The 24,941-nt window shown below is 62.3% G+C and carries 21 protein-coding genes and 1 pseudogene; 17 read left to right on the top strand and 5 right to left on the bottom strand.

The window, feature by feature from the left end; genetic code table 11:
- Nucleotides 1-182: 182 nt before the first annotated feature.
- Together VUN82_18185 and mshA are read right to left on the bottom strand one after the other, a co-directional pair.
- Entirely contained in the window at nucleotides 183-1,871 is a 1,689-nt protein-coding gene (locus VUN82_18185; protein ID XAS71000.1) for a formate--tetrahydrofolate ligase, read from the bottom strand.
- A 104-nt stretch (nucleotides 1,872-1,975) separates the two neighbouring features.
- Nucleotides 1,976-3,220, bottom strand: a complete 1,245-nt coding sequence (gene mshA / locus VUN82_18180; GenBank protein ID XAS70999.1) for a D-inositol-3-phosphate glycosyltransferase — start codon at nucleotides 3,218-3,220, stop codon at nucleotides 1,976-1,978.
- A 145-nt stretch (nucleotides 3,221-3,365) separates the two neighbouring features.
- On the opposite strand from mshA, the gene VUN82_18175 reads away from it, so the two are divergent.
- Nucleotides 3,366-3,899, top strand: a complete 534-nt coding sequence (locus VUN82_18175; GenBank protein ID XAS70998.1) for an N-acetyltransferase — start codon at nucleotides 3,366-3,368, stop codon at nucleotides 3,897-3,899.
- 13 nt (nucleotides 3,900-3,912) lie between these two features.
- On the opposite strand, the gene VUN82_18170 is transcribed toward VUN82_18175, so the two are convergent.
- Nucleotides 3,913-5,289 carry a 6-phospho-beta-glucosidase gene (locus VUN82_18170; GenBank protein ID XAS70997.1) on the bottom strand — a complete coding sequence of 459 codons (1,377 nt, stop codon included), beginning with the start codon at nucleotides 5,287-5,289 and terminating at the stop codon, nucleotides 3,913-3,915.
- Between the two features lie 46 nt (nucleotides 5,290-5,335).
- Here VUN82_18170 and VUN82_18165 point away from each other — a divergent pair, with 46 nt between their 5' ends.
- Genes VUN82_18165 through tsaD form a run of 6 tightly spaced genes read left to right on the top strand, consistent with a single transcriptional unit; the run spans nucleotide 5,336 to nucleotide 10,665 of the window.
- Nucleotides 5,336-6,430 (top strand): carbohydrate kinase family protein, encoded by a 1,095-nt coding sequence (locus tag VUN82_18165; protein XAS70996.1) that lies wholly within the window; start codon nucleotides 5,336-5,338, stop codon nucleotides 6,428-6,430.
- A gap of 49 nt (nucleotides 6,431-6,479) precedes the next feature.
- Nucleotides 6,480-7,745 carry an alanine racemase gene (gene alr / locus VUN82_18160; GenBank protein ID XAS70995.1) on the top strand — a complete coding sequence of 422 codons (1,266 nt, stop codon included), beginning with the start codon at nucleotides 6,480-6,482 and terminating at the stop codon, nucleotides 7,743-7,745.
- Nucleotides 7,742-8,353, top strand: coding sequence for a tRNA (adenosine(37)-N6)-threonylcarbamoyltransferase complex ATPase subunit type 1 TsaE (gene tsaE / locus VUN82_18155; protein ID XAS70994.1), 612 nt, complete (start codon nucleotides 7,742-7,744; stop codon nucleotides 8,351-8,353). Before alr ends, tsaE begins: the two co-directional genes overlap by 4 nt.
- On the top strand, nucleotides 8,353-9,024 hold the full coding sequence (gene tsaB, locus VUN82_18150; GenBank protein XAS70993.1) for a tRNA (adenosine(37)-N6)-threonylcarbamoyltransferase complex dimerization subunit type 1 TsaB: 672 nt from the start codon (nucleotides 8,353-8,355) through the stop codon (nucleotides 9,022-9,024). Before tsaE ends, tsaB begins: the two co-directional genes overlap by 1 nt.
- Before the next feature lie 13 nt (nucleotides 9,025-9,037).
- Nucleotides 9,038-9,541, top strand: a complete 504-nt coding sequence (gene rimI, locus VUN82_18145) for a ribosomal protein S18-alanine N-acetyltransferase (GenBank protein XAS70992.1) — start codon at nucleotides 9,038-9,040, stop codon at nucleotides 9,539-9,541.
- A complete protein-coding gene (gene tsaD, locus VUN82_18140) occupies nucleotides 9,538-10,665 on the top strand; it encodes a tRNA (adenosine(37)-N6)-threonylcarbamoyltransferase complex transferase subunit TsaD (GenBank protein ID XAS70991.1) in 1,128 nt (375 codons plus the stop codon). Before rimI ends, tsaD begins: the two co-directional genes overlap by 4 nt.
- A gap of 11 nt (nucleotides 10,666-10,676) precedes the next feature.
- Here tsaD and VUN82_18135 read toward each other — a convergent pair whose 3' ends face one another.
- Nucleotides 10,677-11,828 carry a glutamate--cysteine ligase gene (locus VUN82_18135; GenBank protein ID XAS70990.1) on the bottom strand — a complete coding sequence of 384 codons (1,152 nt, stop codon included), beginning with the start codon at nucleotides 11,826-11,828 and terminating at the stop codon, nucleotides 10,677-10,679.
- A 107-nt stretch (nucleotides 11,829-11,935) separates the two neighbouring features.
- Between VUN82_18135 and VUN82_18130 the strand changes: the two are divergent.
- Nucleotides 11,936-12,022 (top strand): annotated as a pseudogene (locus VUN82_18130) (ribosomal protein bL36).
- Nucleotides 12,023-12,061: 39 nt separating this feature from the next.
- Complete coding sequence (locus tag VUN82_18125; GenBank protein ID XAS70989.1) at nucleotides 12,062-12,874, top strand: shikimate 5-dehydrogenase; 813 nt, start codon at nucleotides 12,062-12,064, stop codon at nucleotides 12,872-12,874.
- Nucleotides 12,875-12,880: 6 nt separating this feature from the next.
- Here the strand turns inward: VUN82_18125 and VUN82_18120 are convergent, their stop codons facing one another.
- Entirely contained in the window at nucleotides 12,881-14,107 is a 1,227-nt protein-coding gene (locus VUN82_18120; protein ID XAS70988.1) for a class I SAM-dependent methyltransferase, read from the bottom strand.
- A 68-nt stretch (nucleotides 14,108-14,175) separates the two neighbouring features.
- Between VUN82_18120 and VUN82_18115 the strand changes: the two genes are divergently transcribed.
- The 8 genes from VUN82_18115 (at nucleotide 14,176) to VUN82_18080 (ending at nucleotide 24,826) form a co-directional block, all read left to right on the top strand.
- Nucleotides 14,176-14,604 carry a hypothetical protein gene (locus tag VUN82_18115; protein XAS70987.1) on the top strand — a complete coding sequence of 143 codons (429 nt, stop codon included), beginning with the start codon at nucleotides 14,176-14,178 and terminating at the stop codon, nucleotides 14,602-14,604.
- A gap of 190 nt (nucleotides 14,605-14,794) precedes the next feature.
- On the top strand, nucleotides 14,795-15,091 hold the full coding sequence (groES, locus tag VUN82_18110; protein XAS70986.1) for a co-chaperone GroES: 297 nt from the start codon (nucleotides 14,795-14,797) through the stop codon (nucleotides 15,089-15,091).
- 84 nt (nucleotides 15,092-15,175) lie between these two features.
- Nucleotides 15,176-16,789 carry a chaperonin GroEL gene (groL, locus tag VUN82_18105; protein ID XAS70985.1) on the top strand — a complete coding sequence of 538 codons (1,614 nt, stop codon included), beginning with the start codon at nucleotides 15,176-15,178 and terminating at the stop codon, nucleotides 16,787-16,789.
- A 323-nt stretch (nucleotides 16,790-17,112) separates the two neighbouring features.
- Nucleotides 17,113-18,786, top strand: coding sequence for a response regulator transcription factor (locus VUN82_18100; GenBank protein XAS70984.1), 1,674 nt, complete (start codon nucleotides 17,113-17,115; stop codon nucleotides 18,784-18,786).
- Nucleotides 18,787-18,954: 168 nt separating this feature from the next.
- A complete protein-coding gene (locus VUN82_18095) occupies nucleotides 18,955-19,311 on the top strand; it encodes a hypothetical protein (protein XAS70983.1) in 357 nt (118 codons plus the stop codon).
- A gap of 32 nt (nucleotides 19,312-19,343) precedes the next feature.
- A complete protein-coding gene (locus VUN82_18090; GenBank protein ID XAS70982.1) occupies nucleotides 19,344-20,453 on the top strand; it encodes an NAD(P)-binding domain-containing protein in 1,110 nt (369 codons plus the stop codon).
- Nucleotides 20,454-20,600: 147 nt separating this feature from the next.
- Nucleotides 20,601-22,703 (top strand): acyltransferase family protein, encoded by a 2,103-nt coding sequence (locus VUN82_18085; GenBank protein ID XAS74734.1) that lies wholly within the window; start codon nucleotides 20,601-20,603, stop codon nucleotides 22,701-22,703.
- Entirely contained in the window at nucleotides 22,700-24,826 is a 2,127-nt protein-coding gene (locus VUN82_18080; protein ID XAS70981.1) for an acyltransferase family protein, read from the top strand. The genes VUN82_18085 and VUN82_18080 overlap by 4 nt, the downstream gene beginning before the upstream one ends.
- Nucleotides 24,827-24,941 lie beyond the last annotated feature (115 nt).

Below are 24,941 nucleotides of genomic sequence, written 5' to 3'. Positions count from 1 at the left end.
TCCCTCTCTCACTTACCACCGGATTTGGACGGTTGCTCTCTCACGTACCGTCAACCTTTTGGGGACCGGGTGGAGGTGATAGAGCATCGGTGGAAAGTGGCCTGGAGGTGATAGAGCATCGGTGGAAAGTGGCCTGGAGGTGATAGAGGATCGGAGGAAAGCGGCCACGATGTGAGAGAAGGTCAGAAGAGGCCCGTTGGTTTGCCGTCGGCATCGACGTCCATGCGCATGGCGGCCGGTTCTTTGGGCAGGCCGGGCATGGTCATGACGGCTCCGGTCAGCGCGACGATGAAGCCCGCGCCTGTTTTTGGAATGAGTTCGCGCACGTGTACCCGGAATCCCTTTGGCGCCCCGAGCTTTGACGCATCATCGGTGAATGAGTATTGCGTCTTGGCCATGCAGACGGGCAGGCCACCCCACCCATTCTTTTGGATGTCGACAAGCCGCTTCTGTGCCGGAACGGAAAATTCAACGCCGTCGGCGCCGTAGATCTCCTGCACTATCGTCCGGATCTTGTCCTCCACAGAAAGCTCCAGCGAATACAAGTGGTGGAAATTTGATGGCCCTTGCACTGCCGCCGCCACCTTGGATGCGAGCTCGTCCCCGCCGTCGCCTCCGCCGCCACGGCCCCAGACATCGGCGACGGCGGCTTCCACGCCTTCCGCTGCGCACCACGTCAGCAGCCACTGAAGTTCTTCGTCGGTGTCGGTGGCGAATTTGTTGATGGCGACGACCGGCGAGATACCGAACTTGGCAACATTCCCAACATGGCGTTTGAGGTTTTCCACCCCAGCGGCCACGGCGTCGACGTTGGGCTCGCTGAGTTTGTCCTTCGGAACTCCGCCTTGCATCTTGAGCGCACGGATCGTGGCAACAAGAACGACGGCGGACGGCGCCACGTCAGCGATGCGCGACTTGATGTCCATGTACTTTTCGGCACCCAGGTCCGCGCCGAATCCGGCCTCGGTGACCACGATGTCGGCAAGTTGCTGGGCAGTCCGCGTTGCGATGAGCGAGTTACAGCCGTGGGCAATGTTGGCGAAGGGGCCACCGTGGACCAGCGCCGGCGTCCCGGCGATGGTCTGGACAAGGTTTGGTTTGATGGCATCCTTCAAGAGCAATGTCAGGGCACCTTCCACACCAAGGTCCGCAACAGTTACCGGTTGCCGGTCGAAGGTGTAGCCGAAGGTGATCCGGCCCAAGCGCGTGCGGAGGTCGTCCAAGTCCGTGGCCAGGCAGAAAACGGCCATGATTTCGGAGGCCACTGTGATGTCAAAGCCATCTTGCCGGGGTACGCCCTGGGCGGGACCGCCGAGCCCGATAATGATTTCCCGTAGGGAGCGGTCGTTCATGTCGATGACCCGCTTGAACGTCATGCGGCGGGGGTCGATTCCGAGGTGGTTGCCTTGGAAGATGTGGTTGTCCACGAGTGCCATGAGGGCGTTGTTGGCCGAGGTGACGGCGTGGAAGTCGCCAGTGAAGTGAAGGTTGATATCGTCCATGGGCAGTACCTGTGAGTAGCCGCCTCCAGTTGCTCCTCCCTTCATGCCGAGGATGGGCCCAAGTGACGGTTCGCGGAGCGCGATCATCACTTTGTGGCCGGCGCGTGCGAGGGAATCGGCGAGGCCTACAGTGGTTGTCGATTTGCCTTCGCCCGCAGGGGTGGGGGACATGGCTGAAACGAGGACTACCTTGCCGGGCGCCTTGCCCTGAGGGAGCACAAGCTTGGCCGGATTGATCTTGGCTTTGTAAGGCCCATACAGTTCCAATGCGTCCACGTTGATGCCCGCCCGTCGTGCAATCTCTTCGATGGGCAGGATGGTGGCGCTATGGGCTATCTCAAGATCGCTCAGGCCCTTGTTTTCAGACATCGTTGTCCTTCGGCTTAGTGCTTACGCTGTGTGGGCAGACGCTCCGCGCCCGCCTGCGCTGTGCGCGACAATCTATCAGTCAACAGCCAGTAACTGCGTGAGGTTCACCGCCGGGGGACCAGCAGGCCGCTGACAGATTCGCGGTAGCTTTCCAAAGTGATCGCAGCAGTGCGCTGCCAGCCGAAGGATTCGGCATGGGTTGCGGCCAAACGGCCCATGTCCTCGCGTGTCTGGACGTCGTCGTACAAATCCTCAAGGGCATCAGCCCAGTCGGAAGGATCGTGACCATCCACGAGGATGCCTGTCCGGCCATCGGAGATGGCGCGTGAGAGCCCACCAACGTTGGTGGCTACCACGGGGGTCCCGCACGCTTGTGCTTCCAAGGCCACAAGTCCGAAGGATTCGCTGAAAGAGGGCATCACTACGACGTCGGCGGAGCGGAACCAGCTGGCAAGCTCGGGCGCTACAACCGGCGGACGATGCGTGACGATGTCAGCCAGCCCGGCCTCCTCGATGATGTGCTGCAGGTTGAAGTCCTTGGCGCCGCTGAGCGAGCCCAGAATGGTCATTTCCAAATCGATGTCTGGCCTGCGCTTTCGCAGGATGCCGGCTGCTTTGACGAAGACCTGGGGACCCTTGAGCCGTTGGATCCGGCCCGCGAACAGAATATGGAAACTGTCCCGCCTGACATCGCGCTGGGCTCGGGATTTACGACGGAATGACGGCGTGAAGATCTGGAGGTCGACCCCCGGAGGCGCGATGTCGATCCTGTCGATATCTGCACCGTAGTGGGAGACCAGCTCGTCTGCCTCGGAAGCTGTATTGGCGATGAGACGGCTAGCTCCATCAACGATCCTCTGCTCGCCCTCCTCCCGACGCCGCGGCTCGGGGCGCTCACCGGACTCGAGAACAAGGTTCTTGACCTTCGCCATGGTGTGCATGGTGTGGATCAGCGGAACACCCCAGAGCTCAGACAGTTCCAGACCCGCAACCCCGGACACCCAGTAATGCGAATGGATGGCGTCGTAGCGGCCGTTCGGTTGCTCGTGCCGGATTCGATCGATCTGCTCCACCATCTGATGGAGCAGGGCAGGCAATTCTTCCTTCGGGACTTTCCGCCGCGGTCCGGCCAGGACGTTGTGGACGCATACACCTGGACCGGGATGTTCGACGGCGGCCTGGCCGGCTTTGGTGGAACGGGTAAAAATCTCTACCTCTACGCCGGACTCCGCCAGTGCGAGGGCCAGGGCCCGCACATAGACGTTCATCCCCCCAGCGTCACCTGCCCCTGGCTGCTCCATGGGGGAGGTGTGCAGTGATAGGAATGCCACCCGCCGGATCAACGGCACACTTTCCTCCTTCGCGTGAAGCCAACTTCTGAAGCCAAACCACTTTTGCCCTGCAGAAAACACTACTCCTGAAGCCGAGCACTACATGGCGCCGATCCCGGCTATGTGGACAAGCAATCCCGGCTAAGTGGACAAGGCTGCTAGCGTGTGCGCTGTGAGCCAAGAAACCCTTTTCGACATTCGCCCAGCCACATCCGAAGATTGGCCCGGTATCTGGTCCGTCATGGAGCCCATCCTCCGTGAGGGGGAGACCTTCACCTGGGACCGCGACACCACTGAAGAAGCTGCCCGTTTGAAGTGGATGAAGGAAGCGCCCGGCCAAACGTTTGTGGCGGTGCGTACTGCGGATGGGCCGCACCCCGGAGGCGAGGTCCTGGGCACCGGCGAGTTCCACGCGAACCAGGCCGGTGGCGGCAGCCATGTGGCGAACGCCGGGTATATGGTGAGCTCCAAACATTCTGGCCAGGGAATTGCACGGGCGCTGTGTGCCTACTCATTGCAGGAAGCCAAAACAGCAGGATTCCGCGCCATGCAATTCAATGCCGTTGTGGAGAGTAACGTCCGGGCTGTGTGGTTGTGGCAATCGATGGGTTTCCGCATCCTGGCCACGGTCCCTGAGGCCTTCGATCACCCTGAAATCGGCTACGTCGGCCTGCACGTGATGTACCGGAAGCTCTAGGAGCCCACACAAATCATTTCCAGAGTCCCCGCAGATCCGGGAAGGCTGCCTCATAGCCGTCAAGGAGTTGCGCGCCCAGCGACGCCGAACCTACCAGCGGGTGGGCGGCAAAGGCTTCCACTGCAGCGTCGCGGTCACCGTCCCGCACTGCCCGGACCGTCAGCCGCTCCACTTCCTTGACGTGTTGCATCAGGGTGAGGAACTGGCCTCCGGGCCGTTCCTGCGCAAGCGGCAGGGCGCCGTCGGGCGTTACCTCGCAGGGAACTTCGACGACGGCGTCCCCCGGCAGCCCGGGCACGGCGACTCCCGCCTCACCAGCCGAGGACGGGGAGACGGGTGAATTGGGGACATTGAGGATCAACTGGGCGGTCCCACCTCCGGATAGAGCCCGCATCACGGACAACGCCACACGCTCATAGCCGCCCCCGGCGAGGTCTTCCTCGTCGCGGTGCTCCCCGCGTGTGCGGGCCTCGGCCAGGTAGCCTTCCTCGCGGGAGCGCCGGGCCGCATCCCACATGGCGTAGGCGTTCGAGGACTCCACAAGGGAAGGGTAGAGGGAGCTCTGTTGCTGGTGGATGGACGCCCCGCGTGTTTCGCGTTGCTTCAGGATGGCTTGCGTCGCCTGCTCGGTTTCGTAGTAGTAGTAAAGGTATTCATTGGGCAGGCAACCGAGTTTCTCCAGGGTGTGCTGGCCGAACAAACGCCCTTCCTCGATTGTTTCGAGCGCCCCACGATCCGATAGCAGGCCAGGCAGGAGGTCCCGGCCACCGGGTGCCAGCCGGTATAGCCAGCCGAGGTGGTTCAACCCGAAGTAGCCCACGCCGTCGAGCGTTCCTTCTTGAAGGGGCGAACCGGCAGCCCGTGCCGCGCGCTGGACCAGGCCGCCGGCGGAATCACAGATCCCAATGACCTTTCGTCCCAGCACCGGCACGAGTGCCTCGGTCACCATCCCGGCGGGGTTGGTGAAGTTGATGAGCCACGCATCCGGGCAGTGATGCAGCATGGCCTCGGCAAGCTCCAGCATGTGCGGAATGGTGCGGAGGGCGTAAGAGATACCGCCCGCGCCCGTGGTCTCCTGGCCCAGCAAACCCAGGTCCAAGGCCACGCGTTCGTCCGCGATCCGGCCTTCCGTTCCACCAGGGCGGATCGCCGCAAAGACCATATTGGTGCCCTTGAGTGCCTGCAACAGGTCCGTGGAAATCACGACGGCGGGCCGGGAGCCTTCCGGGGTGGGCATATCGCGGAGGACAGCTTCGATGGCCGCGAGACGTGCGGGATCGACGTCGTAGAGCACCACCTCGTCCACCAGTCCTGCGAACGGACCCGTACATAAGGCACGGTACACAAGGGGTACCCGGAATCCGCCGCCACCGGCGATCATGAGCCGCATGATCCGAGTCTATGCAGCCCGGAAGGCGCAGCGTAGTGTGCCGTGCATGGACGCTATGCCCCAGCGACGTTTTGATCCCCTTGCCGCCGTGCGCACGGAGAGCGATGGCCAATGCGACCTTCTCCTGGCAGGAACGGTCTTCCAGGACATCATTTTCACGGGACTCCCGCATTCTCCCGAGCCCGGCACTGAAGTGTGGAGCGAAGGCATGGGCAGCTGCCCGGGCGGGGTTGCCAACCAAGCGATCGCAGCAGCCCGGCTTGGCCTGAGGACCAACCTGGCGGCAGCGTTTGGCGACGACGGTTACGGGGATTACAACTGGCAGATCCTTGAAAGCCAGGAGCACGTGGACTTGTCCCTGTCGCGCCGCGTCCCGGGCTGGCACTCGCCGGTGACGGTGTCCATGTGCGTGAACCAGGATCGATCCATGGTCACCCACGGGCACCCGGCGCCGATCAAGGCCTCGGAGCTGATCGGACAGCCGCCCAAGGCACTCGCCGCCGTCGCGGATCTGGACGAGGAGTTGGAACCGTGGATGTTGGCGGCGAAGACAGGGGGAACCAAGCTTTTCGGCGTGGTGGGCTGGGACCCGAGCGGAGAGTGGTCCCAGCGCAGGCTGGACCAACTGGAACACTTTTACGCTTTCCTGCCCAACGCGCCGGAGGCCATGGCCTTCACTGGCAAGACTGATCCCTGGGCTGCGCTGTATTCCTTGGCCGATCGCGTTCCAGTGGCTGTGGTGACATTAGGTGCGCAGGGCGCCATGGCCGTGGACTCGGAGACGGGCGAAGAGGAATGGGTGCCGTCGTTGCCTGTGTCTGCGTACGATCCGACCGGCGCCGGTGATTGTTTCGGGGCAGCCTTCATTGTGGGCTCTCTGGCAGGGTGGAGATTGGGGGACCGCCTCCGGTTCGCGAACCTCTGTGCCTCGCTGGCCGTACAACAAGTTGGCGGATCCCTCGCTGCACCTGGCTGGGGCGACATCGCGGACTGGTGGCAGCGTGCCAACGCGAGGAAGGAACGCCAATCGAGCCAGTGGCTGCGGCGTTTCGCCTTCCTTGAGCCGATCGTGAAGGACATCCCCGCCGAAGCCCAACGGCGAGCCCGCGCCACGATCGCCCACTTGTCAGATGCCCAGTAGCAGAGCCGGCAGTTAACCCCTCTTCACCCACACCACTAGAATCTCTAGGGTGACTTACGAAGCAGCTGCAGATATCGGGATCGGGTCCAAGGCCTCCATAGCCAAGTCAGCGGTGCTGGAGCGTTCCGCCGTGATCGATCTTGAGGCCGTGCGGCACAACGTTCGCCAGTTTGTTGCTATTGCCTCCCCGGCTTCCGTCATGGCTGTGGTGAAGGCCGACGCTTATGGCCATGGCGTCTTGCAGGTGGCACGTGCCGCCCTCGACGCCGGAGCGGCCTGGCTCGGCGTCGCCCACATTTCCGAGGCGCTCGCCTTACGTGCCGCCGGCATTGAAGCACCCCTGTTGGCGTGGCTGCACACCCGTGAAAGCAACTTCCAAGCCGCAGTTGCCGCCGGCATCGACGTCGGGATTTCCGGTTGGGAACTCGACGCCGTCGTGGCGGCCGCCCGCGAACAGGAGCGTCCCGCGCGGGTCCATCTGAAGGTGGACACAGGGCTGGGCCGCAACGGCTGCCCCATCAGCGACTGGGACCAGTTGGTGGGCCAGGCCATGGAATACCAGGACGAGGGCCTGCTTCGCGTCGTTGGCATTTTCTCCCACCTTGCCGTGGCCGACGAGCCTCACCGGCCCGAAACGGATCAGCAATTGGCGGTTTTCCGTGACGCGCTCGCCATTGCTGAGGATGCCGGCGTCGATACTGAGGTCAGGCATATCGCCAACACTCCCGCAGCCCTGTCCCGGCCGGATTCGCACTTTGACCTCATCCGCGTCGGGCTCGGCATCTACGGGTTGTCGCCCTTCGAAGGGGTTACCTCCGCCGAACTTGGCCTGCACGCTGCCATGAGCGTCCGCACACTCCTCTCCAACTGCAAAAAGGTGCCGAAAGGGCAAGGCGTTTCCTATGGCCTGAAGTACCACACCAGCCAGGAGAGCACGCTGGGCCTGATTCCCTTGGGCTATGCCGATGGTGTCCCGCGTATCGCCACGGGCGGACCAGTTCGCGTCAACGGCGTCAACTACCCTGTGGTGGGCCAGATCGCGATGGACCAGATGGTGATTGATCTTGGACCGCTCACCCCTGAAGAAGCTGCCGGACTCAAGGGCACTGAAGCCGTCATGTTCGGCGACGGTGCCGATGGCGGCCCCACCGCGGATGATTGGGCGGCCGCAGCGGGAACCATCAACTACGAGATCGTCACGCGCATCAGCCCCCGCGTGCCCCGCACCTATGTCAACGAGGCTCCGGCGCGGCCGGAGGCACAACCGAAGGTACAACGCGATACCCAGACAGCATCGGAATCGGCGAAGCTGTGAACGAACCACTGATCGAACCAAGCGAACCGCTGTGGGAACGCAGCCTGAAGGTCACGACGTCGGAGCAGACCCACGCGCTCGGTGCAGCACTGGGCGGGGTGCTTCAGGCGGGGGACCTCCTTGTCCTGACCGGAGAGTTGGGTGCGGGGAAGACGACCTTCACCCAGGGGCTGGGAGAGGGCTTGGGCGTGCGTGCCGGGATCATCTCGCCTACGTTCGTGCTGGTTCGGATCCATCCCAACCTTCCGGATGGCCCGCGCCCCGGTGGCCCGGACCTGGTCCACGTCGATGCCTACAGGCTGGAATCGGCCGCCGAGATCGATGACATTGATCTCGAGAACACCATGGACTCGTCCGTAACGGTGGTGGAGTGGGGGAGGGACCGGGTGGAGCACCTCTCGGACAGCCGCCTGGAAGTTGATCTTCACCGATCTGTAGGTGGCGCAGGCGTTGTGCCGGCCACCAATGTTGCGGACAGCGGCACGGTCCTGGACTTTGACACTGATGACGACGACGAACCGCGCACCATCGTTTTCCGCTGTTTCGGCCCACGCTGGGCCGAGGCTCCGAAGCTTCTTGAAACCACGATCTCTGAAGGAGGCCACTGATGCTGATCCTGGCCATCGATACCTCTGCAGTGGCCAGTGCTGCGCTGATTTCGGACGTTGCCATGGAAGGCGTGCTGGATTCCTTCGCCACTGAGGACACGCGAAGCCATGCCGAAGTCCTTGCGCCCGGCATCGAGAAACTCCTGGCCCGAGCAGGGGTCACCGGCGCGGACATTGACGTGATCGTCACAGGGGTGGGGCCCGGACCGTTTACCGGGTTGCGCTCGGGTATTGCAACCGCACGCACCCTGGCCTTCGTCTGGAACAAGCCGCTGTATGGCCTGATGAGCCTTGATGCGATCGCCCTCGAAGTAGCGGAGTCCACTGCCGCTGTTCCCGAATTCCTGGTGGCCACTGACGCCCGGCGTAAAGAGGTCTACTGGGCACGCTACGTCCTGGAAGAGGGCCAGCTACCGCAGCTCATCGACGGACCGCATGTTGGTTTCGCCTCGGAATTACCGGACCTGCCCGTGTTTGGTGCGGGCGCTGGCCTGTATGCCGACGTTGTCCGCGCGGACGAAGACTTTGCGGACACACAGCCGGACGCGGCCTCCCTTGGCCAGGTCGCGCTGGCCCGGTTAACGGCAGGGCAGGAACTCCTGGACTCCACGCCTTTGTACTTGCGCGAATCGGACGCCCAAGTGCCGGGTCCCAGGAAGCGTGCCCTGTGATGAAAGGGGAACTGTGAAACTTTCGCCCAACCTGGAGCTCGCCGGAGTTTCCCTGCGCGACATGACGGAGGCTGACGTCCCGGCCGTGGAAGCCTTGGAACGACGATTGTTCCCCGTGGATGCCTGGCCGCTGCAAATGTTCTTCGACGAGTTGTCCCAGCCGGAGACCCGCCGTTATGTCGTGGCCGAGGTTGCGGGCCAGATCGTGGCGTACGCCGGCTTGATGTGCATTGAGCCGATCGCGGACGTCCAGACGATCGCCGTCGTTCCCGAATTCGAAGGCAAGGGCATCGGTTCTGCCATTCTGACCGAACTGATTGAAGAGTCGCGGCGGCGTCGTGCGGCGGACGTCCTGCTGGAAGTGCGTGCGGATAACCCCCGCGCACAGCAGTTGTATCTGCGCTTCGGATTCGAACAGATCCACGTCCGTCCCCGGTACTACCGGGACGGTACGGACGCGTTGATCATGCGTCTGCCCCTCAAAGAGCCACATTCCACAGAAGGAGCCAACGCGTGAACGGCGCTTACCCGGAACAGCCGAAGCAGCCGTTGGTGCTGGGCATCGAATCGTCCTGCGACGAAACGGGCGTCGGAATCGTGCGCGGTACAACGCTGCTGACCAACACGGTGTCCTCGTCCATGGATGAGCACGTGCGCTTTGGTGGCGTCATCCCGGAGATCGCTTCGCGCGCCCACCTTGACGCCTTTGTCCCCACCCTCCAGGAAGCGCTGCACGAAGCCGGGGTGACCTTGGAGGACATCGATGCCATTGCTGTCACCTCCGGTCCCGGCCTGGCCGGCGCGCTCATGGTGGGTGTCTGCGCCGCGAAGGCCTTGGCCGTCGCCACGGGCAAGCCGCTCTACGCGATCAACCACCTTGTAGCGCACGTTGGCGTGGGGCTGCTGGAGGCAAGGCCCGACGCCGGTGCTGCCGCCGGCTTGGGTGCCGGCCAGTTGCCGCAGAACCTCGGTGCACTTCTGGTTTCGGGTGGCCACACGGAGATCCTCCGCATCCGCAGCATCACGGACGACGTGGAACTTCTGGGTTCCACCATCGATGACGCCGCGGGCGAAGCCTACGACAAAGTGGCCCGGATCCTGGGCCTTGGGTACCCCGGTGGTCCAGCGATCGATAAGCTGGCGCGTCAGGGCAATCCCAAGTCGATCCGCTTTCCGCGCGGCCTCAGCCAGCCCAAATACATGGGCACGGCGGAGGAAAAGGGACCGCATCGCTACGACTGGTCCTTCAGCGGCCTGAAAACCGCGGTGGCCAGATGCGTGGAGCAATTCGAAGCCCGCGGTGAGGAAGTACCTGTAGCCGATATTGCAGCGGCATTCCAGGAAGCCGTGGTGGACGTCATTAGTTCCAAGGCGGTCCTGGCCTGCAAGGAGAACGGCATCACTGACGTGCTGCTCGGTGGTGGCGTTGCCGCCAACTCAAGGCTGCGTGAATTAACCGGTCAACGGTGCGTGTCGGCGGGCATCAAGCTGCACGTGCCGCCGCTGGATCTCTGCACGGACAACGGTGCCATGGTGGCAGCACTTGGTGCTCAACTGATCATGGCCGGAATCGGGCCCAGCGGAATAGCCTTCGCGCCGGATTCCTCCATGCCCGTTACTACGGTGTCGGTGGCGGCGTAAGTTTCCTGGACTTAAGCGTCCGGGCCTTTGCGCATCTGCTGCACGAGATCCATGACCACTGCCTGCAGGTCCCCGTTGTGTTCAGCGGCCACGCGGCGCTGGCGCTGGTAACTGGCGCCGCGTTCGATGATCTTCAGGACGTCGGCCAGTTCCTCAGAGCACCCGAGCTTGGCTGCCACGGGTTCCAAGCGTGCGACGGTTTCTGCCAGGTGCTCGGTGACCAACTGCTCGTTGCCCTTGGCATCGAGGATGATGATGGCTTCCATGCCATAGCGGGCGGCACGCCACTTGTTTTCCTGGACGTGCCATGGCGGCATCGTGGGGATGCTGCCGCCGGCGTCGAGGATGGAGGAGAACTCGTCCACGAGGCACTGCGTCAGTGCTGCGATCGCGCCCACTTCCTCTAGTGTGGCGAGGCCATCGCAAATGCGCATCTCGATAGTGCCCAGGTTGGAGACGGGTCGGATGTCCCAACGAATTTCAGAGGTGGCATCGATGACACCTGTGGTGAACATGTCCTGGACATAGGACTCGTACGCTTCCCAGGTTTCGAACTGGAACGGCAAGCCAGCGGTGGGGAGCTGCTGGAACATGAGGGCGCGCTGGGATGCGTAGCCGGTTTCTTCGCCGGCCCAGAAGGGGCTGGAAGCGCTAAGGGCCTGGAAGTGCGGGAAGTAGTTGACCAGGCCGTCCAGGATGGGGAGTACTTTGTCCCGGCGATCGATGCCCACGTGGACGTGGACTCCGTAGATGACCATTTGGCGTCCCCACCATTGGGTCCGCTCGATCAGCTTGGCGTAGCGCTCCTTGTCGGTGACCGGCTGGAGCAGGGGAGGGCTGAAGGGATGGCTGCCTGCGCAGAACACCTCGACTCCCATGGGATCTGTGACTTCGCGGACAGCGGCGAGAGAGCGGCTGAGGTCCTCTTTGGCTTCCTTGACCGTTTCGCAGATTCCGGTAACGAGCTCCACGGTATTCAGGAGCAGTTCGCGCTTGATATGGGGGTGTTCGTCGTCTTCGTTGAGGTCCGGGTGGTTCGCGGCCACGCCCTTGAGGACGTCGTTCGCGACTGAGACCAGTTCCCCGGTGCGTGCATTGACGAGCGCCAACTCCCATTCCACACCCAGTGTCGATTGCCTGGATGGCGCAAACTCAATCTGCACGTAGTCCCCTCGTTGCTTGTTTCTGCTGGAGTTTCAGCTGGACGCAACCCGCTGCGGGGCCGTCAGCGGTCGGCTCAAGTCTAGTGCAGCCGGAGCATGCGTGATTGCTGGCGGGTGCACAGATCGTCCGGCGGCGTGGGCGCACGTTCGTCATCAACAAGAACAACCCGCGCATGAAGGCCCGCCAGGGCTAAGAGAACGGCAGCGTAAAGAGGCCGTTGTTTAATGGGTGAATGCCAATCCTGAACAAAGACATGTCCCTGTGCATTTCGCTTGCGGCCCGGCCCAGCAACATCGGGACCCGGTTCCACAATTATTTGTACGATCTGCTCGGACTGAACTTTGTCTATAAGGCTTTCGCCCCAGCGGACATCACTCTTGCAGTGGCTGGCATCCGCGGCCTCCCCATCAGGGGAGCCGCGGTGTCCATGCCCTATAAGGAAGCTGTCATCCCGCTGGTTGATGTAATGGATCCATCGGCAAGGGCCATCGACTCGGTCAACACGATTGTCAATGACGACGGCGTCCTCACGGCCTACAACACCGACTACATAGCCATTGCCCGCCTGCTGAAGGACCACAAAGTACCCAACAGCCACACGGTGCTGCTGCGTGGAGCAGGAGGAATGGCAAAAGCGGTGGCCGCAGCTCTCCGCGATGCAGGCTTTACGTCCGTGACAATCGTGGCCCGCAACGAAACCACCGGACGTGCGCTCGCGGACCTTTATGGTTTCGGCTGGCAGGACGACGTCAACGGATCAACGGCGGACCTCATCATCAATGTCACGCCGTTGGGGATGGCGGGCGCGGACGAACGGGCACAGTCCTTTGACGACGCAACCATTGCCGCTGCGAAGATAGTGTTCGACGTCGTCGCCCTCCCCTCCGAGACATCGCTCATCACAGCGGCCCGTCAAGCAGGCAAGCCGGTGATCACGGGAGCCGAAGTTATCGCCATCCAGGCGGAGGAACAGTTCGTCCTGTACACGGGTGTCCGCCCGAGTGCTGACCAGGTCCGCGAAGCCTCAGAGTTCTCCCGTCGCTGACGTGGTCTAGAAGGTCACAGGCTCTACCACCACGGCCACTCTTTCCTCGCCAATCCTGGTGAGGACCAGGGTGGCCGTTTTTGCGGGCTTGGTGTCGCGCTTGGAGGGAAGCAGTTGCTTCCGCAGTTCTTCGGGAGTGACGGCCGTGCCACGCTTCTTGATGTCCAGCACCGTGACGCCATTCGCTTTGACCCAGGCTTTGAGCGCCTTCACGTTGTAAGGCATCACTTCCAGCACCTTGTATGCGCGGGCAAAAGGCGAGTCATGGAGTTCCGGGGCGCAGATGTAGGCGATATGTTCGTCCACCAGGTGCCCGCCAAGGCGTTCTGCGACGTCGGCCACCAGCCCTGCGCGGATGACCGCACCGTCCGGTTCGTAGAGGAACCCTTCAACAGGCCCGACGGCGGCTGCCGGGCCGCCGTCGAAATCCTCGCCGCTGGTGAGCTCGGCAGCGCCCTGCGAGCCGATGACAAGTGCCGCGCGACGGACCCCGGGACGGGCCACCGCGTTGAACCACAGGGTGACCTCAGTGACGTCGCCGCCTACGGAGACCCACTGCGCTTCACAGTTCGCCGGAACCGAATCGTGTGGCATCCCCGGACCCATCTTGACTCCCACTGCACGGCCGGCCGCGGCCAGGCCTTCAACGAACGACAACGGGGGAGAGAAGGCTTCCGGATCCCAGATCCTCTTGGTCCCGGACGTGGAGGTTGTGCGTCGTGCGGGATCCAGCCACACGCCGTCGATCCCGTCCAGGTCCACCGACGTAGCATCCGAATGCACCACCGTGGCGTGCGGGAAGGGCATGAGGTTGATCGTGGCGCAGGCGGCAGTGGTTTCGTCCATTTCCACGGCGGTCACGGCAATGTCCATCGAGGCCAAGGCCATGGAGTCAGCTCCGAGGCCGCAGCCGAGGTCGGCTACGTGGGAAATGCCGGCCTTGGCAAAACGCTCGGCGTGCCGGGCCGCCACGTTGAGTCGGGTTGCCTGCTCGAGTCCAGCCTGGGTGAACAGCATCTGACGGGCGAACTCGCCGAACTTGGCCTCGGCGCGCGTCCGGAGCCTGGACTGCGTCAGTACCGCCGCCACGAGTTCAGGGGAGTGGCCTGCTTTTCGGAGGTCCGCGTTCACGCTGAATGCATCGGCCTCGCGGTACGGCCCCAGCGAGGCAAGGAGTTCCCATCCTTCAGTGGTCAGCAAGGGTGCGATCTGTTCCTGCGGTGCGTGAGACATGGGATCAAGCCTAACGGCGCCCGCCATGACGCCGTGAGTTGGGAACCAGCGACGATAGGGTTGTTTTCATGGAAGACAACGCAGCTCCGCAGCCCTCCGACACAAACAACCCGGGCGGGAACCACTCCACTGCCCCGGGAGCTTCAGAGCATTCCTCCGGTCGATCCCTCGTGGCTTTTGCCCGTCCTGCCTTGATCGCGGGGGCCGTGATCGCTGTAATCTGCATTGGCCTGCTGATCGTCATCTTCGCGTTGGACTCATTCAACGCTGCGGCGTACTCCGTGACGGGCAAGAGCGTGAATGACGCTACTGATGAAGCCCGCGACATCCGGGAGCTCTACAGTGGGGCCCGCATTGGCGGGATTATCGCCTTGGTGATTTCCGGCGTCGTGGCCCTGGCGGCCGCCGTCGTGCTGTATTTGAACCGCGGATCCGCCCCTGCAGATGAGGACGACGACGGCGAAGACTACGATTTGGACGACCTCACCGGTCGGTAACGGGAGTTCACTCAGGACGAAATTCTGGCACTCACCTTGACCGAGTGCTAACGCTTACATAGAGTCGTGTTAGCACTCTCCCCCGGAGGGTGCTAATCACGCCAGGCGTCACCGGCACCGCGACGACGGTTGCACGCCACGGCACCCTAGTTCTTAGTCCATGAATCAGCTCATGAAAAGGAGAGTCCGAGTGTCGGTCTCGATTAAGCCTCTTGAGGATCGTATTGTTGTTCGCCCGCTCGAAGCAGAGCAGACCACGGCTTCCGGCCTGGTAATTCCGGACTCCGCGCAGGAGAAGCCGCAGGAAGGCGAAGTTGTTGCAATCGGCCCCGGCCGCTTCGATGACAACGGCAACCGCGTGCCGGTTGACGTAACTGTTGGCGACGTCGTCATCTACTCCAAGTACGGTGGAACCGAAGTCAAGACCGGCGGCAACGAGTACCTCGTTCTGTCCGCCCGCGACGTCCTTGCGATCGTCGTAAAGTAACTTCCTGGAGCCCCGCACCGCAGCCGCGTTGGAATCATTCCGACCTTCTGCGGTGCGGGTTTTCTGTCTTGAAAGGACACAACCATGGCAAAGCAGCTTGCTTTTAACGATGCTGCCCGCCGGTCTCTTGAGGCCGGTATCGACAAGCTCGCCAACACTGTCAAGGTGACGCTTGGCCCGCGCGGCCGCAACGTCGTGCTGGACAAGAAGTGGGGCGCTCCCACGATCACCAACGATGGCGTGACGATCGCCCGCGAAGTTGAGCTTGACGACCCCTACGAGAACCTTGGTGCACAGCTGGCCAAGGAAGTAGCCACCAAGACCAACGACGTCGCTGGCGACGGCACCACCACCGCTACGGTGCTGGCGCAGGCACTGGTCAAGGAAGGCCTGCGCAACGTTGCTGCTGGTGCCGCTCCTGGCGAGATCAAGCGCGGCATCGAGGTTTCCATTGAAGCCATCGCAGCCCGCCTCCTGGAGAACGCAAGCGAAGTGCAAGGCACCCAGGTTGCCAACGTTGCCGCCATCTCCGCACAGAGCGACGAAATTGGCGAACTATTGGCCGAGGCGTTCGGCAAGGTGGGCAAAGATGGCGTCATCACCATCGAAGAATCCTCCACCACCCAGACGGAACTCGTCCTCACCGAAGGCATGCAGTTCGACAAGGGCTACCTTTCCCCGTACTTCGTCACTGACGCGGAACGCCAGGAAGCCGTCCTCGAAGACGCCTTGATCCTGATCAACCAGGGTAAGATCTCTTCGCTGCAGGACTTCCTGCCGCTGCTGGAGAAGGCGCTGCAGGCCTCCAAGCCGCTGTTCATCATCGCCGAAGACATCGAAGGCGAAGCCCTGTCCACGCTGATCGTCAACCGCATCCGCGGCACGCTGAACGTTGTGGCCGTCAAGGCTCCAGGCTTCGGTGACCGCCGCAAGGCCATGCTCCAGGACATTGCGACGCTCACAGGCGCCCAGGTTGTTTCCCCGGACCTTGGACTGTCGCTGGACACTGTTGGCCTCGAGGTACTGGGTACGGCACGCCGCATCACGGTCACCAAGGACAACACCACCATCGTTGATGGCGCCGGAACCGAGCAGGACGTTGCCGACCGCGTGGCCCAGCTGCGTGCCGAGCTCACCCGCACAGACTCCGACTGGGACCGCGAGAAGCTGCAGGAACGTCTTGCCAAGCTGGCTGGCGGCATCGGCGTTATCAAGGTCGGCGCAGCCACCGAGGTTGAGCTGAAGGAAAAGAAGCACCGCATCGAGGACGCCGTTTCCTCCACGCGTGCTGCCCTTGAAGAAGGCATCGTTTCCGGTGGCGGTTCCGCCCTCATCCACGCCCTCAAGGCGCTGGATGAGTCCCCGGCCGTCAAGGCACTGGAAGGTGACGCAGCAGCAGCTGTTGGCATCGTCCGTCGCGCCTTGGTCCAGCCGCTGCGCTGGATCGCCCAGAATGCCGGCTTCGACGGCTTCGTCGTCGTTTCCAAGGTCTCCGAACTCGAAGCCAACCACGGCTTCAACGCCAAGTCCGGCGAGTACGAGGACCTGATCGCCGCTGGCGTGATCGACCCCGTCAAGGTCACGCGTTCCGCACTCCGCAACGCCGCTTCCATCGCTGCCCTGGTTCTCACCACCGAGACCCTGGTTGCTGAAAAGCCGGCCGAGGAAGAAGACGCACACGCAGGCCACAAGCACTAACAGCCTGTTCGAAAAGCCCTGGTCACTCGTGGCCAGGGCTTTTTTCTGCCCTCTTGCGCTTCCCGATGTGTGCTGTGTGGCATCGGCTTTGTGGCGTGGGCGTGTGGTGTCCTGACCTTCTTTGAACCCCCAGGCACCCGCCATGCAACCGAAAGAGGGTGACAAAGTGGCATCTCGGGCCCAGAGAAGGTCAGGGACCCACGCGTCTCGCCGGGGATGCGTGGACCCATTGTGGGCTTACGACGGCGGCGGTACCCTGACGCTAATACGGCCGAATGGGTGCGCCAACCGGGTTGCTCGCGGTCGCAGAATGAGTGTGGACTATGCCGGTTACAGCCTTGGATCTGGGACGCTCGGCGTTCTCCGAGCACCGCTGGAGCGATGCACTGGACTGCCTTGCCCGGGCGGACACGGAGGGCGGACTTCCACCCCAGGACATTGAAGTCGCCGCCTCGGTGGCCATGCTGTTGGGCAAGGACTCCGAAGGCGTCGCCTACCTGACGCGGGCGCACGATGAATATGTCACGGTAGGAGACATGGCTGCCGCCGCCCGTTGCGCAACGTGGCTGGTGCTGTTCCTCATGGACATCGGGGAGCCGGCCCGCAGCTCGGGCTGGATGTCCCGGGCGAAGCATTTGGTGGAAGAACTGGACGAGCCAACCGAAGCTGAAGGTTATCTCCTGATACCGTCTGCGCTGGGAGCCTTGTACGGAGGAAATCCTGAAGCCAGCAATGAGCTCTTTGGGCGCGCCTTGGCAGTGGGGCAGCGATTCCACGACAAGGACCTGATGGCACTTGGACGGCTGGGCCTGGGCACGGCCAGCATCACCCTTGGATTCCCGGACAAGGGCTTGGAGATCCTGGATGAAGTCATGGTTTCCGTGACGGCGGGGGAAGTATCGCCCATCCCTTCAGGCATCATCTACTGCTCCGTCATCGGCAGCTGCCGCCTCGCCTTCGACGTCCAGCGTGCCCATGAATGGACCGCCGCGTTGGAACGCTGGTGCGGGGACCGGCCGGACATGGTGATGTTCAGCGGGCAGTGCCAGTCCCACAGGGCAGAACTGTTCATCCTCCATGGCGCCTGGGATGACGCCATAGCAGCCGTCCACATTGCCCAGGACCGCTCGCGCCGCGGCGACCCAGAAGCGGCCTGGGGTGCGTGGTATCTGCAGGGCGAGATTCTGCGTTTGAAGGGCCAATTTGATGAAGCCAGCGCGGCTTATGCCAAGGCTGCAGAGACCGGCTTCGAAGCTCTCCCCGGGCTCGCGCTGGTGCTGGCAGGCCAGCAAAAAGTGTCTCAGGCCCAAGCCATGTTGCGACGGGCCATGGCAGGCTCGGACCCCGCCAACCGACGGCGGTTGCTTCCCGCCGTCGTCGACGTCGAGCTTGCCGCTGGTGACCTAAAAGCGGCAAGGGCCGCGGCTGACGAGTTGGCGGCTCCGGTCCTTGAAACGGGCAGGCCCCTGGAACGGGCGCTTGCAGCGCAGGCGGAAGCCCAAGTGCTGCTCGCAGAGGGCAACGCGGGCGACGCGCTGGTGGCCTCAAGAAAGGCATGGCGGCTCTGGTACAGCCTTGAGGCACCTTATGGCGCGGCCACGTGCAGGGTGTTGACGGGTCGCGCCTGTTCGGAACTGGGCGATCCCGACTCTGCCGCCATGGAATTCGAAGCAGCCACAGCCGAGTTCGCCGAACTCGAAGCAGTGCCGGCCGTGACTGAGGTGCTGGGCCTCAGCGCTGGACGCGACAGTGCAGGAGCCGGCGGGGCGGATGGTGGTGGGAATGGTTCTGCGCCCACCGCCCATGAACTTACAAACCGTGAACTGGAAGTCCTGCGGCTTGTAGCTGACGGAAAAGCCAACAAGTCCATTGCCCGGGAGCTGTATCTCAGCGAAAAAACCGTTGCCCGGCACGTCAGCAATATCCTCAGCAAACTCTCCTTGCCCTCCAGGGTTGCTGCGACCAGGTACGCCTTCGAACACCACTTGACCAACTGATCTTCTCTCACATCCCACAGCCTTTCTCCCGATCTTCTCTCACATCCTGCGGGGTTTCTCCCGATCTTCTCTCACGTCCCGACATGCGCATAAATACCCATGCCCCATCCAGCAGGATGCGTCATTTGGCCGACGCGGCAGAGGGCGCCGGACTCCTAGTTTGGGCTTATGAACATTCCACTGCTCGCCGGCACCGTATCCACCGTGCTCTTTGCATCCAGCATGCTGCCCATGTTGGTCAAGGCAGTCCGCACCAAGGACCTGGCCTCCTACAGTTTGAGCAACATCACTTTGACCAACATCGCCAACGCAGTGCATTCCTTCTACGTCTTCGACCTTCCGGCGGGACCCGTGTGGCTGTTGCACTCCTTTTACGTGGTGACGTCGGTCTTGATGTTGGTGTGGTGCCTGCGGTACCGGAAGGCTCCGGCTGAAACCCCAGCAACTGCAACCCCAGCAACTGCAACCCCAGCAACGCGAGGTCACTTAAGGCCCATGTCGGCCGCTGCCATGGGCCATAAGTGACCCCGCGTTGGACTAACGAGAAAGGAAATGCCATGAAAAATGTTAGTGACCCGCAGTTCGATACCGTGATCGTGGGAGGTGGCCAGGCTGGCTTGGCGCTCGGCTATTGGCTGGCCAAAGGACACCACAACTTCGTCATCCTTGATGAGAACGCCAGGACCGGGGATTCGTGGCGTCAACGCTGGGATTCGCTTCGTCTCTTCACCCCGGCTAAATACGACGGATTGCCGGGCGCACCTTTCCCAGGGGACCCGTTGGCGTTTCCCAGTAAGGATGAGTTGGCGGACTACCTCGAACAATATGCACGGCGGTTCAGTCTGCCCGTGATCCACGGAGTCCGTGTTGATGGGGTGACGCAACAGGGTGATTGCTTTCTTGTGAGCTCCGGGGATCGGTCCTGGATCGCCAACAACGTGGTGGTTGCCACAGGTGGATATCGCCTGCCCAAGCGGCCGGCATTCGCCAATCAGCTGGATCCCGGCATCGTGCAGCTTCACTCGCAGGAATACAAGAACCCAGGGCAACTCCAACCCGGGCCCGTCCTCGTGGTGGGGCTCGGCAATTCCGGCGCGGAGATTGCCGTTGAAGCCAGCAGGACGCACACCACGTTGCTGGCCGGCAAAGCCAGTGGTGAAATCCCAGTTCGCCATGGACGCGCTGCAGCCCGGTTCGTCCTGCCTGTGATTCGGTTCGCAGGCCTTCACATCCTGACGCTGAACACGCCGGTTGGCCGGAAGGTGGCGCCGGCATTCAAGATGATGGCGGCACCTTTGATTCGGACACGCACCAAGGACCTGCGCGACGCGAAGGTGGAACTGCTGCCGAGGATAGCCGGGGTAAAGCAAGGTAAACCGGTGCTGGAAGAGGGCCGGACTTTGGATGTGGCGAACGTCATTTGGTGTACGGGATACCGGGAGGATTACTCGTGGCTGAAGCTCCCATACCAGAACGGCGATGGGATTCCGACCCACAAGAGGGGAGTGGTGGAATCTGTGCCCGGTCTCTACTTCCTTGGCCAGGAGTTTCTGTTCGCGGCAGTTTCGGCAACGCTTCCAGGAGTTGGCCGTGACGCCCGTTATCTGGCACGACAGATCACAGCAGACCGGCAGCTCACAGCTGAGCGTCGGCCGGCTTTGGCGTAGTGGCTGACCTTCAAAAAGAAGTGCCCGCAGCACAGGGAACGCACAGTTTCATCTTTGCAAACGCATAGTCCAACCTGAACTAATAGACACTCGTAAGGCGGTTCCGCAGGCCGGCCCAACTGGGGTCGGCGCCCGGAACAGCGTATGATGGATGCTTTGTGCAATAGCCTTGAGGAACTGCCTAACGTGACTACATCAACGATCCGACCGCCCGCCCGTCCCAACAGGCGGGCTACCGGTCCCGTTGTAAAGTCCACGTTCCGACCCGAAATCCAGGGCCTCCGCTCCCTCGCTGTGCTCATGGTTGTGAGCTACCACATCTGGATTGGGCGGGTGTCAGGCGGGGTTGATGTCTTCCTGCTGATCTCGGCCTTCCTCATGACCCTTCAGTTCACGAGCCGCTTCAAACAGCGGCGCCCGATGGACTTGCTGCGGCACTGGCTGCACTTGTTCAGGCGCCTGCTCCCGGCAGTGGTGGTTGTCCTCTTTGGAACACTGGCTGCTACTTTTGCTTTCCTGCCTCCCACCCGCTGGGTGGAAGTGGTCAATCAGGCTTGGGCCTCACTGTTCTACTACGAAAATTGGCTGCTGCAGACTCTCGCGGTGAATTACTACGCCACGGACCACAGCCTCGCCAGTCCTGTGCAGCACTTCTGGTCACTTTCCATCCAGGGCCAGGTGTTCATTCTCTGGCCGCTGATCTTCGCCGTGATGGCGTTCATCTGCCGCAAATTCGATCTCCGGTACCGGGCCTCGCTCGCGTACGTTTTTGCGCTCATCTTCGTCGTTTCCCTGACATACTCAATCATTTTTACGGCCAACAACCAGGCTGTGGCGTACTTCGACACCTTCGCCCGGCTTTGGGAGTTCGCCCTCGGAACACTTGTTGCCTTGATCCTGCCTGCCCTGGACTTTTCCAAACCTGTCCGCGTGGCGATGGGGTGGATCGGCGTTGCCGCCATGCTTACCTGCGGCATCCTGCTGCAGGTCCAAACTGCGTTCCCCGGCTTTGTTGCGCTCTGGCCCACGCTGGCTGCCGTTGCAGTGATTGCAGCGGGACAGACCGGCAGCCGCTTCGGCGTGGATCGGATCCTGAGTTCCAAATTCCTGGTACGTCTTGGCGATAACTCCTATGCCCTGTATCTCTGGCACTGGCCTATCCTGGTGATCGCCCTGGCTTGGAGCGGCAAGGACCACGCCGGGTGGCTGTCCGGCACCGCGATTGTGGCGTTGGCATTGGTCCTGGCCTTCCTGACCACGAAGTACGTGGAGAAGCCATTCCGGGAGTGGAAGTGGCCGGAGGTGAAACGTCGCCGCGCAGCCATCTCCATCGCCGTCTGCCTGGCCGTGGCGTGTGCGCCGTTGCTCGGCTTCCAGTACAAGCAGTATCTGGACCAGAAGGCCGCTGACACGCAGGCATTCAACGACAACCCTGGAGCCCATGCCCTCCTTCCAGGCTATGTAAACCAAGTCGGCAAGGATGCCAAGACACTTCCCACGGCAGAACAGTTGCCTGAAGACTGGGCACACCTGGGTGGGACGTGCGAGGGAGTTTCCAAGCCGGAAGACAAGACTCTGCAGGAGAACTGCCAGCAAAACGGCGTGGGCGATGACGCCACCAAGAGCATTGTGGTCCTGGGGGACTCCCATGCCCAGCAGTGGCTGGCCGCACTCGGCCCTCTCGCTGAGGCTGAGCATTGGAAGGTCACGGCCCTCCTGTTGGGCGGTTGTCCGTTCATGCCGGAGAACCCTGACGCTGACCAGCACTGCAATGATTTCAACTCGGCGGCTTTCAAATACGTGGCAGCCCACACCCCGGATTCCGTGTTCATGGTGGGAACCAAGGCGGCCCCCTCATCACCGGATGAGGAGTTGGTGTACGGCTTTGAACAGTCGGTCACCAACTTCAACGACCTCGGCATCCAGGTGGTGGCCATTCGTGACAACCCACGCTACGACCACAACGTCACAGAATGTGCCCTGTCCAAGGGCGTGGACAGCCCTGACTGCAAGTCTGACCTGCAGGACGTCCTGGCTGCGGAGAGCCCCTTCGCGGCCGAACAGGGAAAGTTTGGAAATGCGGCATTCCTGGATATGACGGACCTCCTTTGCAACGGCGTCCAGTGCCCCAGCGTCATAGGAAATGTGTTCGTCTACCTGGATGACAACCACCTGTCCAAGACCTACGTCACCAGCATGGGCGAGATGTTCGACGAAAGGTGGTTTGCCGCGACGGGGTGGGCGCAATGAGCGGACAGGTGAAAGCAACAGCACCTTTGCGTGGCAAGCCCACAACAGCGAAGCCCACTTCAGCGAGGACCACGACGGCGGAACGAACCTTCCGCCCGGAGGTCCAGGGACTGCGTGCCTTGGCTGTGTTGATGGTGGCGGCTTACCACATTTGGCTCGGCCGGGTGTCCGGCGGCGTAGACGTCTTTTTACTCATCTCGGCTTTCCTGATGACCCTGTCCTTTACGCGGAAGCTCGAAAACCGTAAGCCCCTGAGGCTCCTGCAGCACTGGCTCCATGTGTTCAAGCGGCTGTTGCCCGCGGTCGTCGTGGTCCTGCTGGCAGTCCTGGCCGGAACCTGGGCCTTTATCCCGCAGAGCCGGTGGCCGGATGTGCTCGCCGAGGCTTGGGCCTCCCTGCTGTACCGGCAGAACTGGCAGCTCGCGGATTCTGCCGTTGATTACTATGCGCAGGACCATTCCGGAGCGAGTCCCCTGCAGCACTTTTGGTCCCTGTCCGTGCAAGGCCAGGTCTTTATCCTGTGGCCACTGATTTTCGCAGCGGTGGCCCTGCTGCAGCCGCAACTTGCAAAGCTGTTCCCAGGCCGCAAGGCCACAGAACACCGGCAGCTGCTGTTCATGGCGTTCGGCCTGGTCTTTGTGGCCTCGCTGGTCTATTCCATCGACCAGACTGCCCACAATCAGGCGTATGCGTATTTCGATACCCGGACAAGGCTGTGGGAATTTGCGCTGGGTTCCCTGCTGGCACTGGCTCTCCCGTACCTCAAACCAGGACAGCGGCTTCGGGTATTCCTGGGTTGGGCGGGGCTGCTCGCCATGCTCTCGTGCGGCCTGATCCTGACGGTGGACCGTTCCTTCCCGGGATTCGTGGCTCTCTGGCCAACCCTCGCAGCCGCGGCGGTTATCGTTGCGGGCCAGAGCAACAGCCGATTTGGTGCGGACCGTGTGCTCAGCTCAAAGCCCTTGGTCGTGGTGGGCAACAATTCCTACGCCTTGTACTTGTGGCATTGGCCGGTCCTGGTGTTCTTCCTGCTCGTCACGGAGACCACCAGCCCGAACCTCCTGCAGGGCTTGGGCATCATGGCAGCATCGATGGCGTTGGCCGTTGCCACCACACGGTTTGTCGAGGTTCCCATGCGCCGCTGGCAGTGGCCCGACGCGCAGTCCTGGCGGGCCGCCGTCGTCGTTGTTTCCTGTGGTGCGCTGCTCGCGCTGCCGATGACCGCCTGGCAAGGTGCTATCGCCGCCCAAGGCGTGGCGATTGCGGATCAGCCCAAGGAACTGACGCCCGGTGCTGCAGCGCTCTCGCCTGAGTTTGCGGGCCAACCGACACCCAAGGCGATGATCATTCCCGCACCCGCCGCCATGAAGGATGAATGGGCGGACATCGATGGCCTCTGTACTGGCGGCAACGTCCCCTCGGATCCGTTGCTGCAGGGTTGCCTCCAGAATGACGAGCCCGAGGTGGTGACCAAGAGGATTGTGGTCCTCGGCGATTCCCACGCCCAGCAGTACATGGCGGCCCTGGGCCCCATCGCCAAGGAGCACGGTTGGGAAGTGGTCACACTGCTTAAGGGGAACTGCCGGTTCGGCGCCGACTCGCCTGAGCGGACCAGTGATTGCAACGACTTCAACAAGGCAAGTGCCGCTTATGTCATGGAACACAAACCCGATGCTGTGTTCACTGTGGCGTCTCTGACTCATGTGACGGCCCCTTTCGAGACCGAAGTGCCCGGGTATTTGGACGGCATCAAGCCCTTCACGGATGCCGGAATCGACGTCGTGGGCATCCGTGACAACCCGCGGTTCAGCATCAACATGCCCGAGTGCGTGCAGAAGAAGGGCCCTGACTCGCCCGACTGCAACCCTCCGCTGGAAGATTCCCTGGCTGCGTCCTCGCCTCTGGACGACTACGCGGGCAAGGTGGATCGGTTGTACCTGGTGGACATGAGCGACTTCATCTGCGAGCGGGGCACGTGTCCGGCAGTGGTGGGGAATGTGTACGTCTACAAGGACGACAACCATCTCACCAAGACCTATGTCCAGAGCATGATTCCGATGTTCGAGGAGCGGCTCCTCGCCGCGACGGGCTGGTCCGACTCGACTGGTCAGTCCGGGCGCTAGCCTCGCCGCCCCGCGGGAGCACGGAACGCACGACGCCGACCTTCCGCCAGTGCTGTTGCTCACACTCAGGCGCCGCGGAATATGGCGATGGCCGCCGAGGTTCTACTATTTATTC

Source organism: Micrococcaceae bacterium Sec5.1 (assembly GCA_039636795.1).
Taxonomy (GTDB): Bacteria; Actinomycetota; Actinomycetes; order Actinomycetales; family Micrococcaceae; genus Arthrobacter.
The sequence above is the reverse complement of the archived record's forward strand: the minus strand, read 5'-3'. Positions and strand labels throughout refer to the sequence as shown.